Annotated in this window: 18 protein-coding genes and 1 pseudogene; 5 read left to right on the plus strand and 14 right to left on the minus strand. The window is 38.0% G+C overall.

Annotated features, from left to right (window positions below):
* Window positions 1-39: 39 nt before the first annotated feature.
* From V6670_RS21205 to V6670_RS21240, 8 genes are all read right to left on the minus strand, one after another.
* On the minus strand, window positions 40-810 hold the full coding sequence (locus tag V6670_RS21205; RefSeq protein ID WP_338652051.1) for an alpha/beta hydrolase-fold protein: 771 nt from the start codon (window positions 808-810) through the stop codon (window positions 40-42).
* Window positions 807-1,589 (minus strand): ABC transporter ATP-binding protein, encoded by a 783-nt coding sequence (locus V6670_RS21210; RefSeq protein WP_338654717.1) that lies wholly within the window; start codon window positions 1,587-1,589, stop codon window positions 807-809. Before V6670_RS21210 ends, V6670_RS21205 begins: the two co-directional genes overlap by 4 nt.
* A gap of 29 nt (window positions 1,590-1,618) precedes the next feature.
* Window positions 1,619-2,650: an iron ABC transporter permease gene (locus V6670_RS21215; protein ID WP_338652052.1), complete on the minus strand. Its 1,032-nt coding sequence runs from the start codon at window positions 2,648-2,650 to the stop codon at window positions 1,619-1,621.
* Window positions 2,643-3,650, minus strand: coding sequence for an iron ABC transporter permease (locus tag V6670_RS21220; protein ID WP_338652053.1), 1,008 nt, complete (start codon window positions 3,648-3,650; stop codon window positions 2,643-2,645). Before V6670_RS21220 ends, V6670_RS21215 begins: the two co-directional genes overlap by 8 nt.
* A gap of 161 nt (window positions 3,651-3,811) precedes the next feature.
* Window positions 3,812-4,792, minus strand: a complete 981-nt coding sequence (locus tag V6670_RS21225; RefSeq protein WP_338652054.1) for an ABC transporter substrate-binding protein — start codon at window positions 4,790-4,792, stop codon at window positions 3,812-3,814.
* Window positions 4,793-4,995: 203 nt separating this feature from the next.
* Window positions 4,996-5,826: an AraC family transcriptional regulator gene (locus V6670_RS21230; protein ID WP_338652055.1), complete on the minus strand. Its 831-nt coding sequence runs from the start codon at window positions 5,824-5,826 to the stop codon at window positions 4,996-4,998.
* A gap of 10 nt (window positions 5,827-5,836) precedes the next feature.
* A complete protein-coding gene (locus V6670_RS21235) occupies window positions 5,837-6,301 on the minus strand; it encodes a DinB family protein (protein ID WP_338652056.1) in 465 nt (154 codons plus the stop codon).
* An 18-nt stretch (window positions 6,302-6,319) separates the two neighbouring features.
* Window positions 6,320-6,889: a nucleotidyltransferase family protein gene (locus V6670_RS21240; RefSeq protein ID WP_338652057.1), complete on the minus strand. Its 570-nt coding sequence runs from the start codon at window positions 6,887-6,889 to the stop codon at window positions 6,320-6,322.
* Window positions 6,890-6,913: 24 nt separating this feature from the next.
* Between V6670_RS21240 and V6670_RS21245 the strand changes: the two are divergent.
* Window positions 6,914-7,096: pseudogene (locus V6670_RS21245) on the plus strand (sulfite exporter TauE/SafE family protein); the annotation flags it as partial.
* Here the strand turns inward: V6670_RS21245 and V6670_RS21250 are convergent.
* Window positions 7,093-7,458, minus strand: a complete 366-nt coding sequence (locus V6670_RS21250) for a nuclear transport factor 2 family protein (protein WP_338652058.1) — start codon at window positions 7,456-7,458, stop codon at window positions 7,093-7,095. The pseudogene V6670_RS21245 and the gene V6670_RS21250 overlap by 4 nt on opposite strands.
* Before the next feature lie 120 nt (window positions 7,459-7,578).
* Here V6670_RS21250 and V6670_RS21255 point away from each other — a divergent pair, with 120 nt between their 5' ends.
* On the plus strand, window positions 7,579-8,076 hold the full coding sequence (locus V6670_RS21255; RefSeq protein ID WP_338652059.1) for an SRPBCC family protein: 498 nt from the start codon (window positions 7,579-7,581) through the stop codon (window positions 8,074-8,076).
* 20 nt (window positions 8,077-8,096) lie between these two features.
* On the opposite strand, the gene V6670_RS21260 is transcribed toward V6670_RS21255, so the two are convergent.
* The 3 genes from V6670_RS21260 to V6670_RS21270 all read right to left on the minus strand — a co-directional run bounded on the left by V6670_RS21260 (window position 8,097) and on the right by V6670_RS21270 (window position 11,265).
* Window positions 8,097-8,852 carry a hypothetical protein gene (locus V6670_RS21260; protein WP_338652060.1) on the minus strand — a complete coding sequence of 252 codons (756 nt, stop codon included), beginning with the start codon at window positions 8,850-8,852 and terminating at the stop codon, window positions 8,097-8,099.
* A 73-nt stretch (window positions 8,853-8,925) separates the two neighbouring features.
* Window positions 8,926-10,557 carry an ABC-F type ribosomal protection protein gene (abc-f, locus tag V6670_RS21265; RefSeq protein ID WP_338652061.1) on the minus strand — a complete coding sequence of 544 codons (1,632 nt, stop codon included), beginning with the start codon at window positions 10,555-10,557 and terminating at the stop codon, window positions 8,926-8,928.
* 345 nt (window positions 10,558-10,902) lie between these two features.
* Window positions 10,903-11,265, minus strand: coding sequence for a hypothetical protein (locus V6670_RS21270; protein ID WP_080717174.1), 363 nt, complete (start codon window positions 11,263-11,265; stop codon window positions 10,903-10,905).
* 132 nt (window positions 11,266-11,397) lie between these two features.
* Between V6670_RS21270 and V6670_RS21275 the strand changes: the two genes are divergently transcribed.
* The 3 genes from V6670_RS21275 (at window position 11,398) to V6670_RS21285 (ending at window position 13,653) form a co-directional block, all read left to right on the plus strand.
* Window positions 11,398-12,255: an endo alpha-1,4 polygalactosaminidase gene (locus tag V6670_RS21275; protein WP_338652062.1), complete on the plus strand. Its 858-nt coding sequence runs from the start codon at window positions 11,398-11,400 to the stop codon at window positions 12,253-12,255.
* A 116-nt stretch (window positions 12,256-12,371) separates the two neighbouring features.
* Window positions 12,372-12,845: a DUF2243 domain-containing protein gene (locus tag V6670_RS21280; protein WP_338654720.1), complete on the plus strand. Its 474-nt coding sequence runs from the start codon at window positions 12,372-12,374 to the stop codon at window positions 12,843-12,845.
* Window positions 12,846-12,858: 13 nt separating this feature from the next.
* Entirely contained in the window at window positions 12,859-13,653 is a 795-nt protein-coding gene (locus V6670_RS21285; RefSeq protein ID WP_338652063.1) for a cytochrome c oxidase assembly protein, read from the plus strand.
* A 6-nt stretch (window positions 13,654-13,659) separates the two neighbouring features.
* Here the strand turns inward: V6670_RS21285 and V6670_RS21290 are convergent, their stop codons facing one another.
* Both V6670_RS21290 and V6670_RS21295 read right to left on the minus strand, forming a co-directional pair.
* Window positions 13,660-14,172, minus strand: a complete 513-nt coding sequence (locus V6670_RS21290) for a DNA-deoxyinosine glycosylase (RefSeq protein WP_338652064.1) — start codon at window positions 14,170-14,172, stop codon at window positions 13,660-13,662.
* A gap of 18 nt (window positions 14,173-14,190) precedes the next feature.
* The gene (locus tag V6670_RS21295; protein ID WP_338652065.1) at window positions 14,191-14,985 is read right to left on the minus strand and encodes a DUF2268 domain-containing putative Zn-dependent protease; all 795 of its coding nucleotides are present in this window, start codon (window positions 14,983-14,985) and stop codon (window positions 14,191-14,193) included.
* Between the last annotated feature and the right edge of the window lie 93 nt (window positions 14,986-15,078).

Raw genomic sequence — 15,078 nt, forward strand, 5'->3', positions numbered from 1 at the left:
AAAGAAACCGCATTATCAAAAGACAATGCGGTCTACCTATTATTGTGATTTATGCATAAAACGAATTGCTCTACTCATAACAGTTGGTACGATAGAGGCATGATTTTCATCTAATGCCTCATAAAAATCAACATCCATTATTTTTTCTAACACCGTCGCCATTTGTCGTGCATCATCCACCATAAAGGTTTCAAGTTCACCAGCGCTAATAAACAATGTTTCATTCATATCTTGATGCTCGTTCAAAAATACTGACGCACATTGTACTAATTCATGCTCATTCCACCAAATAGAAGGGCTAATAGCTAGATAGCGTTGGAAGCTAGATTGATGGTGAAATAGTTGCCAAAGCGTAAAATAACCGCCTAAGGAGTGACCAAATAATGCTTGCTGAGCTTTATTTACTGGATAATGAGCCTCAATTATTGGCTTTAACTCTTCCTCTATAAAGCGGCTAAAATCCACTGCTCCTCCAAGCTTTTCATGACCTTTTCCTTTAAATCGTGCAGGATAAATATACGTCTCTGCTGGCGCTGTAAAATCATAAAACCTTCTTTCACGCATATCATCACCATGTTCAATGCCAACAACAATGGCTGGTTGAATTCCTGTTTTCGGTGCATTACGACTTTGTAGACGTACCGCTTCCTTTACAAGATTAAAATAAGATGAGCCATCCAGTACATACAACACTGGAAAACCTTCTTCTGGTGCTTCCTCATTTGGTACAAAGATGTTAATCGTGTACGTATAATCTGTCAATTTTGAAGTTATTTGTTGTGTAGCATACTCTAGTTTAGCTGTACTCATTTGTTATCCTCCTTCAAAATATCATAGCCATAGCATACAGGTGTATTCGTTACAGGATCTTCCATAATGCGAGCATCAATATTAAATACTTTTCGCATCACTTCTGCACTTAATATATCCTGTGGCGTTCCGGATTGCATAATAACACCTTTGCGCATCGCAATAAGATGATCTGAATATCTGGCAGCGTGGTTAATATCATGTAGAACCATCACAATTGTACAGTTGTGCTGCTCATTTAAACTTTTGACAATATCCAATACTTCTAACTGATGTGCCATATCTAAATAAGTAGTAGGTTCGTCCAACAACAAAATATTTGTTTCTTGTGCTAATGCCATAGCTAGCCATACACGCTGACGCTGTCCCCCAGAAAGCTGTGCAAGTTCCCGATTCCGATACTCCATCGTATTCGTAACCGTTAACGCCCACTCAACCATTTCCTCATCCTTATTCGTTAAACGATTGACATTGTTTCGATGTGGATAGCGTCCATACGCAATTAACTCCTCCACTTTTAATTGACCTGGAGCAACAGGTGTTTGAGATAATATGGCTAATTTCTTGGCGATATCTTTCGTCGATAAATTTTGCATGTTTTGCTCCTGCAAATAAACCGTCCCTTGTTGCTTTTTTAAAATACGTCCAATCGTCTTAAGGAGGGTTGATTTACCGCAGCCATTCGGGCCAATGATTGTTGTCACTTTGCCCTCCTCTATCGTTAAATTTAATCCCTCAAAGACACGAACCTGCTCATAACCAGAAGCCAAGTTTTCCATTCTAAATGCAGTTTGCACATCTTTTCCTCCTATGCCTTAGATTTCACCAATAAATACAAGAAATATGGAATCCCAATAATTGAAACAACAATCCCAACAGCCAGTTCCGATGGTGCAAATACGGTTTTGCCGATAAAATCAGCTAAAATTAACAAGCCTGCACCAATTAACGCACTCACTGGCATGACATAACGATGCTGAATACCAACAAGTTGCTTCGCAATATGTGGTGCCATTAAACCGATGAAACCAATACTTCCTGATACGGATACACAAGCACTAACAAGACCGACACTGGCTAATAAAAGCTTCATTTTCTCCTTTTCAACTGCGATCCCTAAACTCGTGATGCTATCCTCTTCAAGCTGAAAATAATCCAGTAAATACGATTTTCTATGCACATAAATGCCTAAGATGACAAGCCAAGGAATCATCGTTAGTACAAAAATCCAATTCGCATTATAAATAGAACCTGCCATCCAAATGGCTGCTGATTCAAAATCTTGTGCACTCATTTTTAAGGATAAGAACAGGGATAAAGCTCCGAATCCACTGTTAATAGCTATACCCGTTAATATTAATCGTTGCATATCGAGATGACCATTTTTCAAAGCAAAAGAAAAAATCAGGATAGCCGCAATTGTTCCACCGATAAAGCCGAACAATGGCATCATTAAAATAGACAGCCAGCTGCTCATATCTGCACTCACTAGCTTTACTTGAAAGAAGAACATAAATATTACGACTGCTGCACCTGCTCCTGCATTTATCCCTAAAATACCTGGGTCTGCTAGTCCATTACGTGTAATACCTTGTAAAACAACCCCTGCCATTCCTAAGCCAATACCAACGAGTCCGGCAATGACGATTCGAGGTAAGCGAAATTCAAAAATAACAAGGTCAAATTTAGAATTTGGCTCAATACGCAATAGTGTTTTGATAACATCCATTACAGACATATCGAAAACACCATTTGTAATATGTAGGTAGCTCGCAACTAAAATCAGTAAAACAAGCATCGACATAGTCAAAAAGAATACACTTGAGGTATTTTTACGCACGTTTTTCACCTCCGTGCTTACGAACTAGATATAAGAAGAATGGTACACCAACTAATGCTGTTAGGACACCAATTGGCGTTTCAAATGGATAATTGACAACACGACTTAAAACGTCACAGAGCGCTAAGAAAAAGGCACCAATGACAGCCGCACAAGGAATAATATAGCGATAATCAACACCAACAAGGAAGCGTGTAATATGTGGTATGACTAACCCTACAAAGGCAATTTTTCCTACTAGGGCAACTGCTGTCCCTGTCAAACATACTACAGCTAGCATGCTAATAATACGCACTGCTTTTGTTTTCTGCCCTAGTCCCATGGCAATATCTTCACCTAGTGAAGTAATGGTAATCGCTTTTGCTGATAATAAAGCCAAGACTAATCCAGTTAAACCAAACGGAATAGAAAGGAGAAGCATATCCATATCTACCATATGTACCTTTGTGTTATACCAAGCACTTACTGTTTGTGATACTTGGAAATACATAGCAATCGCTGTAGCAATACTACTTAAAAATGTACCAATGACCGTTCCTATAATGGCTAGCCTTACTGGTGATAGACCATTGCGAATTAACGAGCCAAAGCCAAAGACAATCCCTGCCCCTAATGCAGAGCCTAGCATTGATAATAGAATCATTTGATAATTTGGTAGCCCTGGAAAAAAAACAATGGCTAATGTGATGACAAATGCAGAGCCATCATTGACACCCATCAACGAAGGAGATGCTAAATAATTTCGTGTAATCCCCTGCATGACTGCTCCGGCCACTGCTAAAAATCCCCCAACTAGCAATACAGCGGCTACTCTAGGAATACGTCCTGTCCGTATAATTTGATGATCAACATTAGATGGATCGAATGCTGTCATCGACTGCCACACTGTCATTGCACTAATATCTTTTGTTCCATATAGAACGGAAACGAGTGCTATAAGGGCAATAAGGAAAGGAGATACCGCTAATATTGAAAATGACACGATGTTTGTTTTTTTCAACTTTCACACCTTTTTCTTTATCCATTTTGCGAAACACAATGTCGATTATTTAGGTGATATACCCTTTGGAAAACAACTGCCCCCAATGAAAAATACGATATTTTACAAAAGGCTGGTAATAGCCCGGTGATATCACCAAATCTACTACCAGCCTGTTTATACTATTTAAGTAATTTTTCAGCTGCGGCATCTAAGAATTTCACCTTAGACCAAGCAGTACCACCTTGTGCTAATGGCTCAATTGTGTTAACGAAAACTTGATTATTTTGTGCTGCCTTTAAGCTATTGAAAATTGGATTCTTTTGTAACTCCTCTAACGCTTTTGGAGAATCCGTATTTTCAGATTCCTCAAATTGTAGGAAAATGGCATCTGGATTTACTTGCGCTAATGTTTCAAGTGATAATTCAGCTTGTGCCTTTGCAGTAGTTAAAACTTCTGGAACTGGTGCTCCTAAATCTTCATATAGTACAGGGTTTAAATACACACCTGCTGGATAGATGTACATCACGCCACCGCGAACACGAATGATTAACACTTGCTTATCTGCTAATTGCTCTTTGGTTTTCACCTGTGCATCAGCAACTTTTGCTTCGTAGTCAGAGATGATTTTCTTAGCATCATCTTCTTTATCAGCTAACTGTGCAAGCAATGTTAGATTTTCCTTCCAGTTTGTTGAAATATGTGAGTATGGAATCATTGTTTGAATTTTTTTCAGTTTTTCAGCCATTTCTTCAGGGAATTTCGAAGTACCCACGATTACATCAGGATCCAGATTAAGAATGGCTTCTGCATTTGGCTCCATTTTATTTCCTACAAGTGTAGCACCTTCAAAATCTGATGCTAGATAAGCAGGGATTTTACCACCAACTTCAAGTACACCGACTGGCTTAATACCAAGCATTGCAGCATCTTCCATAGATTCAAGACTCGCAGCGACAATATTTTTCACTTCTGCTGGAAGCTCATATTTCTCACCTAAGTACGTAATTGTCTGTGTTTTAGATTGCTCAGTCTGTGATTCTGTAGTACTAGTTTCTGCTGTATTAGTAGTTGACGTAGACTCCTCTGCCTTATCCGTTCCACATGCAGCCAAAGATAGTGCTAAAAGTGCTGGAGCACACATTTTAAAATATTTATTCATAGATATTCTCCCCTAACGAGCTCATATTGATAATGATAATCGTTTTCATATGTATGTCAATACATAATTGATACTCATTATCATTTACGGATACTATCCTAACAAAGTGAAAAAAGATTGTGAATGGACGATTTCGAAAATGACATGGATTTTTGCCGATTTCATCAAAAAAAAACCGCTTCTTTTTTATGAAGAAACAGTTTTTATATATAGTTAGCTTCCTCCATTTTTTCCTTTCGATATGCTGAAGGAGACAAGCCTGTACATTTTTTGAAAACTCTACTGAAATAAAAGCAATCTACATATCCGACACATTCAGCTACTTCTGCTACAGGAATCACATCATATTCGAGCAATTCCTTGGCTCGTCGTATACGGTACTCTGTTATATATGTGCTCGGATTCATGCCTGTATGCTGCTCAAACAAATAAGCAAAGCGGCGACGTTCAATCCCAAATTCTCTAGAGATATTTGATACAGAAAGCTGCTCCGCATAATTTTCATGTATATACTGTAGTGCCTGTTCCATTAACTCACTGGCACTATCTAAAACCTTCATTTTTGCCGCTAAAAGAATATTCTCCAGCAAATTCATAAATAAAGCCTTAGACTTAAATATAGCCATATTCCCCGGAAAGGAATAGCTTTCTATTAATTGCTGAACATGGCTAATGATTTGCGAATTAAAGCCTGTATTGATTGGGAAATGTTGCTCTGCTAGCGGAAAAAGAGCTACCTCCTCTATAGGTAGACTATAGTGAACGACTGCATACTCCCAACCTTTGTGACCGATTGCTTTCACTTCGATTGGCATTTGAGGTCCTGCATGGACAATCATTCCTGGCTCCATCACATAGGGAGTACCATTAAAGTTAAAGATCGCACTACCTGCAAGGGGTACAACTAATCCACACTTTTCTGGTGCTGTTGTTCTGCCTCTATCAACTTCACCAGGTTCCATTTTTTTAGTAAAAACATCTGTAAATTTTACAGAAGCATGTGCAAAATAATCAATTAAATATTTGATATCCATTGGCTAACTCCTATACCTGTATAACTTTCTGAAGCTGTGAAAAATGATGTGCATCGTGATTAATTAATCCTACAAAATAGTCGACAATTGTTAGCTCCGACTGCCCAATTTTAAACGATTGCTGCCATTGCTCATCTGTCAATTGTTGTATGGCCTGAAGTAATCGACTCCTCGTGGAAATAAAATCTGTCAATGTTGCAAGCATAGGCTGTTCACGGCTTTTTTTAGCCGCCATCTTATTCAACTGTGCTGCATCAGGTCCTTTTGGTAAAGGTTCCTCTGTAAAAAGAAAAGGAAGTCGATGATTCAAGACAAATTCATCCCATGGCGGAAGATGTCCGATGACCTCAGCAACTGACCATTTTTCAGGTTCGATCGCCATACGCCATTGATTCTCCGATAGTCTCCTCAAATCATTTATCCAGTCAATTGATCTTTCATAATGTTTGATGATATAGATTTTATCTCGTTGCAATAGACTCCCCTTCTTTTTTTACTGAAGATTGATTTCTAATTTTGGCCAACTTACATGCCATTTCTTTTGAAGAATTCTTTGGCGATAAATTGTATAATAATCCTTACTTTCGAGGAAAAATGGTGTCGGCTCTACAATACCAGCTCCTAAATGCCTAATGCCATATGGTGCAGCAATTTCTAGTGAATCATCTATTAATTTTACACCAATTGCCGTTGGGATTTCAGGAAAATGAGCGATTCCATCCACAGCAGATTGATACGGCTTACTACCATTTAGCACATGCATTCTTGCCTGATTTTTCACAGACCACGGCTCATTAGGAGATATCTTTCTAAGTTTCTGTTCATACTGTTTTTCTATGTCTTCTGCTAAATTGATTTTATCAAAATATATCACATCAATATCAGCAATTGGTGTTCTTTCTTCTTTTTCATGAAGATAATCCCATACCATGGAACGAATGACCCCAGCACATACCCACCAATCGGGGAGTTGCAATGTATTGATTGTTGATAAAATATTCATCATCCAATCATCTGCTACTATTAAATTTCTTAGTTCTTCCTCCGTTTGTAGTAATCTCACTCCATTAGCCTCCAATTTATATACCACAGTTATATAAGGGCTGTTCAGCTCACATGTGTCCTCATCTTTGGAAGCTGTACAGGTGCATTTATTGGCTCCCAGTTAGGTTTCCTAGCGCTGCCAAATATTCCGTTAAAAGTAGCTAAAATACTACTAACACTCATTATTTCATTGTTGTTTGTCCAAGTCGCATTGAAAATAATTTAATAGGCACCACTCAAATGTTCATGAATTAACTTCCATTCATCGTTCACCAAAGTAAAAATATTTGTTGCTCTACCACTACCTGATACAAATTTTTCGTTATGATAACCTTCATAGTGATATGTATAAAGACAGGTAGCCGTCTTTTCATCAATTGTTAACCATTTTACATTAGTAGCCGAGTAAACCTCTTCTTTAATGACATGCCACGCATGCTTGAAGTATGCCTCAATCTCTTCTATAGTTGTGCATGTTTTATCAGAAAACCAATAAACCGCTTGTGGATGCAAAATTGCCTTTACTTCTTTAAAATCATGCGTATTTGTTGCTTGTATATAACGTTCTAATGCCTGTTGATGTGTCATTATTTCTCCCCCTTTTTTAACAATATTATCCTAAAATTTCATGATTGTCGTGTGATTTTTTGCTCTAACAGCCTATAATGAAGATAAAACTCTAAAGGCGAAGAATTGAGGAGGAAGCTGATGTTAGCGACTATTGAAAAACAATCTAATCGTCATGTCGTAAAGTACAAACGACCGCTACCACATTCAGTAAACGCAGTTTGGGAAGTGATTACTACCAATGAAAAACTGCAAAAATGGATGAGCAATCTTGAAATCATTGATCTACGTAAGAATGGTAAAATGCGTTTTAATATGAACGATGGAACAAATACCTATGAGGAAATAGCTATAACAGATTATACAGAGAAAAAGGTACTCGAATTTGATTGGGGAACAGATTCCGTAAGATTTGAATTATCTTCTACTGACAATGGCTCGTTATTGCTTTTAGCAGAGACCTTGCACGAGCTAACGGGGCACACTTCAAGGGATTTAGCAGGGTGGCATATATGTCTTGATCTGTTAACAGATTTGTTGGATGGCATTGAACATCATAGCCTTCCAATGGAGGAGTGGCAACAGCGATTCAACGAATACAAAGAACTGCTGGATAGCTATAAAAAAATCCTAGAGTAACCATTACTCTAGGATCACTATTATTGATAAAAGGCAGTGGCTATTTCCAATGCTTTTAAAGGATCTTTGATCGAATCGAGTGTGTAGACAAGCTTTTCATCCTGCCACACGATTAAATTGCCTGTTTGATAAACATCCAGCTGAGCCATGCCATATTGCTTGGGAATAGGCAGCATATGACTCTCTAAATATTCTACTGCCTGCTTAGCAAGTTTTACTCCTGCTTCAGGATTATCAGTTCGTGTATGCGAGGCAATGGACCATCGTCCCTCATTCCAACCAGTCCATAATGAGCCAGCACCCGCATCTTGATAACCTTTTATATTATACCCTAGGTCAATTTTTTGCCCGCCATTTTGACTAAAGTTATCAAATGCAATCTGTGTGCTTGCCCCTTCTGCGCTTTTATATTGTTTGACCAACAATCTTCCAATGACCGTCGCTGAATTCTTTAATCGAATATCATTAATTGGCATATTCTCTTTGCTTTCATAAAAGATAATTTCAACTAGGTCATCATCAGTCCTTGTTGTAGCTGTTAAAAAGCTTCCTTTAGCAATGGGTAAAGCGGTTGGCATTTTTATTGGTACATTCACATGTATTTGCTCCTTTATTTGTTGTAGAGCCTCAGTCTGTGTCATAGATGTATCAGTATTAGATTGTCTTACAGATGTATCGTTCTTATTGTCATGTGCTTGATGATTAGTAGCTTGATCAGCACAAGCACCTGCTATAGTCATACTTAACAACAAAAAGAGAAATATTATTTTTTTCATCGCTTAAACCTCCATTTACCAGTTTACCTATAATCCATATTTTTCCCTGGCAACAGTTTATTTAAACGCTTAGCTATTTAAGCTCATTGATTTGCTTCGTCAGCTCGTTAAACTTTTGGTCAAGCATTGGGTAATCCTTATCCTTAGCTGTCAAAAAGCTCAATTTACCTAGTATCTCTTGTCGTTCTGTTTCAAGCTTTAAACGAAGTGCGACTGTGTCATCTACTTGCTTCGGAGCATCTTTTCTCCATTTTTTCTTTATGTGCTGATTGTCAATCTCCCAAACGCTATTCGTTACTTTTTCTAGAAAGTATCGATCATGGGAGACGACAAGTAATGTCCCATTATATTGCGCAAGTGTTCGCTCTAACTGTTCACGCGAAGGTAGGTCAAGATGATTCGTTGGTTCATCTAAAAGAAGAACGTTTTTGTCCTCTAAAATATAAGCCATCAGTTTACACTTGACACGCTCGCCCATGCTCATCTTGCCTATCGCAGATGTCCAATGTGTTGGTGTAAATCCTAGATTCTTCATCAGATTGCGAACTTTCCCACGCTCTTCAAATGTTTCTTGATAAAAATATTGCTCTGGTGTCTGATCTAGTGGTAAATCAAATACTTCCTGTGTTAAATAACCTATGGTTGCCGCAGGGGATAGCCACACCTCTCCCTCAGCTTCTAGCTTCCCTAAAAGAACTTTTAAAAAGCTTGTTTTTCCGCTACCATTCTTTCCTGTAATAGCAATTTTATCTCCAAATTGAGCAGTGATGCTGACATCTTTCAATAACGTACGATCACCAAAAGATAAAGATAAACGCTTGCTCTCCAATAATCGCTTGCCAACACGTTGATTCGTGTTTAAAGAAAAACGAATGTCTGCTTCAGGCTCCACCGCTTCCATCCTTGCCTTCGCAAGCTCTGCCTCTAATCGCCTCTTCTTAGATTTCACTTGTGCGTCTAGCCGCTTTGCCTTCACACGATGATACTCCTTAAAGCCTTCTAGTTTTGTTGACTGTGCATGACCCTTTTGTGACCAAGATGTGAGTTCCTGCATTTGGGCCTCAATCCGATCAATGTTTTTTTGCTGTTTCTCGTAGGCACGTTGCTGCGTCAATCTTCGGTGCTCTCTTTCAGCCATATAGCTTGTATAATTGCCATAATGTTCAATTAAGCTCTGTTCCTCAATAGACCAAATTTTTGTGGCAACCTTATCTAAAAAATAACGGTCATGTGAGACCACAATAATCGTTCCCTTATAGTTTTGTACTTGTTTTATAAGAAAAGCGGTACTTTGCTCATCTAAATGATTCGTCGGTTCATCAAGCAATAGAATTTGAGCATTCTGAGCAAAACCTTCTGCAAGACGCATTTTAAGTTTCTCTCCACCGCTTAAAGCTGCAAATGATCTATTGGGTACCTGCCATTTTGCCAGCAAATCAGCCTCTCTTGCAGATATTGCTGGTTTGTCAAAATGAGCTAGCTCCTGTTCAACGATTGTGATTTTTACAGCTGATAACCCTTGTATTACTCCCGCAGTTGGCAATAATGCACCTTGAATCAACTGTAACAATGTCGATTTCCCAGCACCATTTCTTCCAATAATGCCGATAACCTCACCTTGTTTTACGGTGCCTGTCACATGTTCAAATAGTAAAGTATCCTTTATTTCATAACGTACATCCTGTAATTTTAAAAGTTCCTTCATAACTATCGACCCTCTCCAGTTGGACGGACAAAAAAATCCCTCCAATTATTTTGGAAGGATTAGTCGCTACAATATCATGCATAAATAAGCTATTGTAATAGCTATATTTATCACTCCAAAAGCAAGTTTTGGAGTAGCTAAAGATTAGCAACTATGGGCCAATATTTAGCTATTATTATGGAAAATGGGCAGACTAATCCTATTTTTGTTTTTCGTGAAATATAAAATTTCATGTGCAAAAAATAAGATTAGTTATTCATTAGCCACCCATCTTCCCTTCATTTTTAGTTACCGTCATTGTAACACCTTTTATTAAAAAATAAAAATCTCTAATCTAGAGTAGGTTTATCTAAAACATTCGTAGGAGCGAATTTGATTTCTTGAAATGGTACGGAAATACCAGCCATATCTGCGGCTCCAGCGGAAACCCGCAATGATTTCCCTTCCTATAGCAGTTGGAAAAAACCAAAAACTCCGACCAGTGTTCATCCAAATATACGTATTTCTAAACAAACAAGAACGTATACCACTTGATCCTACTCGCCATGCAGGAATCGGTGGCGAAAAACCTGGTGGTGTGCTCATGGGCATTTGTCCTGCCGGAGGAGGTCCGAAATGAGTTGGCCCAAATGACGTTGTTTCAAAATCATCATAATCTCCCCAGCCAGGTCTTCTAAAATTATCTTCTCTAAATGGATTATTGTACACACAAACCCTCCTTTTACATTATTCAATATATGTAAAAGGGCGATTAACCGTTGAGCCATTGCCCATCTATCGAAGGTAATCTGTTTCCTATTAATGTATAATGAAAGGGATATTTTTCTAAAAGGAGTCCTTATGAGAAAATTACTGTTACTCTTACTAGCCATTCTTATCGCAGGAAGTATGTGGTTACTGCTTGCTCAAAATCCAGTATCTTCTTCCATTAGTATCCAAGCAAAAATTGCTGACGTGAAAGATTACAAATACTACTTAGATAAAGGCAATGCTGCCATTGGTAAGGACATGACGAAGCTTGATTTAGTGATTGTAGAACCTATTGAAATGCAGCAGAAGTATATCGACAATGCTCAAAAAAGCGGTACTTTAGTGTATGGCTATATTAATGCAATGGAGGCAGATAAATGGAACAAAGCCCTCTACCATCAATTAAACGAAGAAGACTTTTATCGAAACAAACAAGGTGAAAAAGTGTATTTTGTTGAATGGGATTCCTATTTAATGGATATGACTTCGAGTCATTATCAAGAACTTTTACTAACGGAAATCCAGAAGCAAATTGTACAAAAAGGCTTAGACGGTGTGTTTTTAGATACGGTTGGTAATATTAATTCTTATTTACCCCAAGACGAGCAAACACGGCAAAATGAAGCCATGCTATCATTTCTCCAACAAATTAAAAAACACAATCCTGATCTATCTGTTGCTCAGAATTGGGGGTTTCAAACATTAGCTGATTATACAGCACCCTATGTCGACTTTATTATGTGGGAAGACTTTTCTTACCCAGTGGTAGGAAAAGACGAATGGTCACTCGATATGATGCAAAAACTCGTCCATATACGAGATGAATTTGGTACACAGGTTATGGCAATTAGTTTTGAAGATGAAACAGAAAGCCGTGCATTAGCTGAGAAGTTTGATTTTAAATTCTTTTATAGCCCTGCTGGTTCATACTATAACACCTGGCAGTGACGATATCCCCCCTCTAAAACACTACTGTTTTTGTGGGGGGATTTTGTTTAAGTGCTCACCTCATGGGTAGACTAAAAGAAATTCAGCTTGAGGTGATACGATTGGGTATGACAAAGATGTACGAGGAACAAAATCATAAACACGAAAACCGCTTTCAATATAAACAACGTAATATGTGGACAGGCATATTATTCGGCCTTGGGGTTGTGGCATTTATAGATGAGGTCATTTTCCATCAATTATTACATTGGCATCATTTTTATGATAAATCTACAGCTGCTATTGGGTTAGTGTCAGATGGTTTATTTCATGCATTCAGCTTTTTCGCGACGATTGGTTCTGCTTTTTTATTGGCTGACCTACATAGAAAGCATGGATTTTGGCTAAAAAGATGGCTTGGTGGTATTTTTCTAGGAGCTGGCATATTTCAATTATACGACGGGATTATTCAACATAAATTCATGAAACTGCATCAAATTCGTTATCATGTTAATATTCTCCCATATGATGTGGTTTGGAACATATTAGCGGCTCTATTAATTGTTATTGGTGTGGTCTTGTTACTCCAAACCAATCAAAAGGGACGTTAGGAGGTTGCCCGTTTTGCATTTAGCTCATGTTCAAAGCTCTCCCATTATAGTACAGCTACTAATAGCTTTGCCATTTTTTATAGCCATTATTTTTTATATCGTAGCTGTCATTGTTTCGAATCTACATAAAAAACAATGGCCACATTTTCGTACTATCTGTTGGCTTGTGGGAAATGTTAGTGCCATCGTGACACTAGTCGGTCCATTGGCTTCTCTAAGTCATATCCATTTCGCAGCACATATGATAGGGCATCTATTGCTTGGCATGCTTGCCCCCCTACTTATGGCATTAGCAGCTCCCATGGCACTCCTTTTAAGGACATTACCAGTGAACACGGCTCGTACTCTTTCTCGTACAATGAAGAATCCTTATGTTCGTTTTATTTCTCACCCAATTAATGCGTCTATTTTAAATGTAGGTGGCTTATGGTTACTCTATACGACATTACTTTTCAATCTTATGCATGAACATATACTTCTATATATTTTCATGCATCTTCACATTTTTCTAGCAGGCTATGTATTTACCATTGCCTTTATTTATATTGATCCTACACCCCATCCATACCCTTATGTCTTTCGATCACTTATATTAGTAGTAGCACTAGCAGCTCATTCTATATTGGCAAAATATATTTATGCAAATCCTCCTCAGCATGTACCTGTCACACAAGCAGAGCTAGGTGCCAAGATCATGTACTATGGTGGCGATGCAATTGAAATCATCCTTGTTTATATCCTTTTTTATCAATGGTTTAAAAGCACAAGAAATTCTATTCACACAAAGACAACCATTTCATCAAGCTAATTCTACCTAAGAGGATAAATAGGATTGAATAATCCGCCAGTCCTCTAGCTTTTCAGCAAAAGATTTTATATTTTTTCCTGGGATCGGACTGGTTGATGGCATTTTTTTATAGGCTCGTTCTTCTAAAAGCTCTAGACCTATATGCTTTTTAAAAACCTCAAATGCTTTCGCTCCATTAAAGAGTACTAACTGGATATTGGGGTATTTTTCAAATAGGGTTTGAAAATCATTTGGTTTTTCATTGCGAATCGCTGCGTCTAAGCTTCCTTCACGCTCACAAGTTTCAATCGTGTCCCAAAGACCGATTGCATTGTGTTTTAACAATGCGATTCTCTTTACATAATTGTCAGGAACCTCCGTCTCTAACAGCTCACCCATAATGGGCCAAAAGTGATTGCGTGGATTGCCATAATACTGTTGCTTTTCTAATGATTGCTTTCCTGGCATTGAGCCTACGATGAGCACCTTTGTTGCTGAATCTACGACTGGTAATAATACATTTTTTATTTCACTGGACACAACAATCACTCCTTTCCTCTATTGTAGCGGAAAATCTGAACCAGCAAGTATATCTTTGCTTGACGTAAATAGGAGATGGCGGGAAGAATACTTCTTACTATACGACTGAACAATTTTATAGCCTATACAGTAGCCTATCCAAGGTGGTAGCTCACCACCGTATAAAAACGGCAGATGTTTTTCTACTCCTTCAACCTGTAAATTCTGTAAAAAATGACTTTTCCATAAAACTAAAAGCTCTGTAGCTGAATATTTTTTTAACCATGGTGCAAGCCACTTTTCTCCGTATAAGTCTTTCACTGCACTTTCTGCTAAGCCCTCTAAAATAAGAGCATCCAACAAAGTCATCTCATCGAGGGATTTTTTTAAATTGTGTAAACGGCAAACATGATTATATTCATGTGCGAACAATGCTTGCAGTTCCTGTGTCTCTACTTCTCCGATAAATAAAAAAAGAGCCTGAGGATAAGCCACACCGTTTTTATTGGTCATCGTTTGCTGTTGGGTAATTGGGAAAATATAAATCGGTATAGTCGGGCCATTCCATTTCTTTTGCAAGTATATAAATTCTTGCTGTACGCAATCCCACACATTATGCTGCTTTAATTGCTCTACATCGACTGTCTCATATGGTAGAAAAAGTCCCTGTTGTTGTAAAGAATAGTGTATTTCTTCTGACAAGCCATCTTGAAATAATTCGACTAAATGATCACAAAGAATGGAGCATTGCAAGCTATGTAACTCATCTTTTTTTGTGGATTTTCTGGCATAAACAAATTCATCTAACCACTTATCTGTTGGCACAACTGCCATGTCATCACCTCTTCACAGCATATGTCGTGAATAGACAATCGGCTAGTGATAAATGCTTCGGATCGCATATATTAGCTTGTAATGACATCGAAA

The sequence above is a fragment of the Lysinibacillus sp. Y5S-8 genome (assembly GCF_036894365.1).
GTDB classification, from domain to species: Bacteria; Bacillota; Bacilli; order Bacillales_A; family Planococcaceae; genus Lysinibacillus; species Lysinibacillus fusiformis_D.

Coding starts and splice junctions, on each gene's coding strand:
- V6670_RS21205 (WP_338652051.1), bottom strand. CDS start 810: ATGAGTACAGCTAAACTAGAGTATGCTACACAACAAATAACTTCAAAA.
- V6670_RS21210 (WP_338654717.1), bottom strand. CDS start 1,589: ATGGAAAACTTGGCTTCTGGTTATGAGCAGGTTCGTGTCTTTGAGGGA.
- V6670_RS21225 (WP_338652054.1), bottom strand. CDS start 4,792: ATGAATAAATATTTTAAAATGTGTGCTCCAGCACTTTTAGCACTATCT.
- V6670_RS21230 (WP_338652055.1), bottom strand. CDS start 5,826: ATGGATATCAAATATTTAATTGATTATTTTGCACATGCTTCTGTAAAA.
- V6670_RS21250 (WP_338652058.1), bottom strand. CDS start 7,458: ATGACACATCAACAGGCATTAGAACGTTATATACAAGCAACAAATACG.
- V6670_RS21255 (WP_338652059.1), top strand. CDS start 7,579: ATGTTAGCGACTATTGAAAAACAATCTAATCGTCATGTCGTAAAGTAC.
- V6670_RS21260 (WP_338652060.1), bottom strand. CDS start 8,852: ATGAAAAAAATAATATTTCTCTTTTTGTTGTTAAGTATGACTATAGCA.
- abc-f (WP_338652061.1), bottom strand. CDS start 10,557: ATGAAGGAACTTTTAAAATTACAGGATGTACGTTATGAAATAAAGGAT.
- V6670_RS21275 (WP_338652062.1), top strand. CDS start 11,398: ATGAGAAAATTACTGTTACTCTTACTAGCCATTCTTATCGCAGGAAGT.
- V6670_RS21280 (WP_338654720.1), top strand. CDS start 12,372: ATGTACGAGGAACAAAATCATAAACACGAAAACCGCTTTCAATATAAA.
- V6670_RS21295 (WP_338652065.1), bottom strand. CDS start 14,985: ATGGCAGTTGTGCCAACAGATAAGTGGTTAGATGAATTTGTTTATGCC.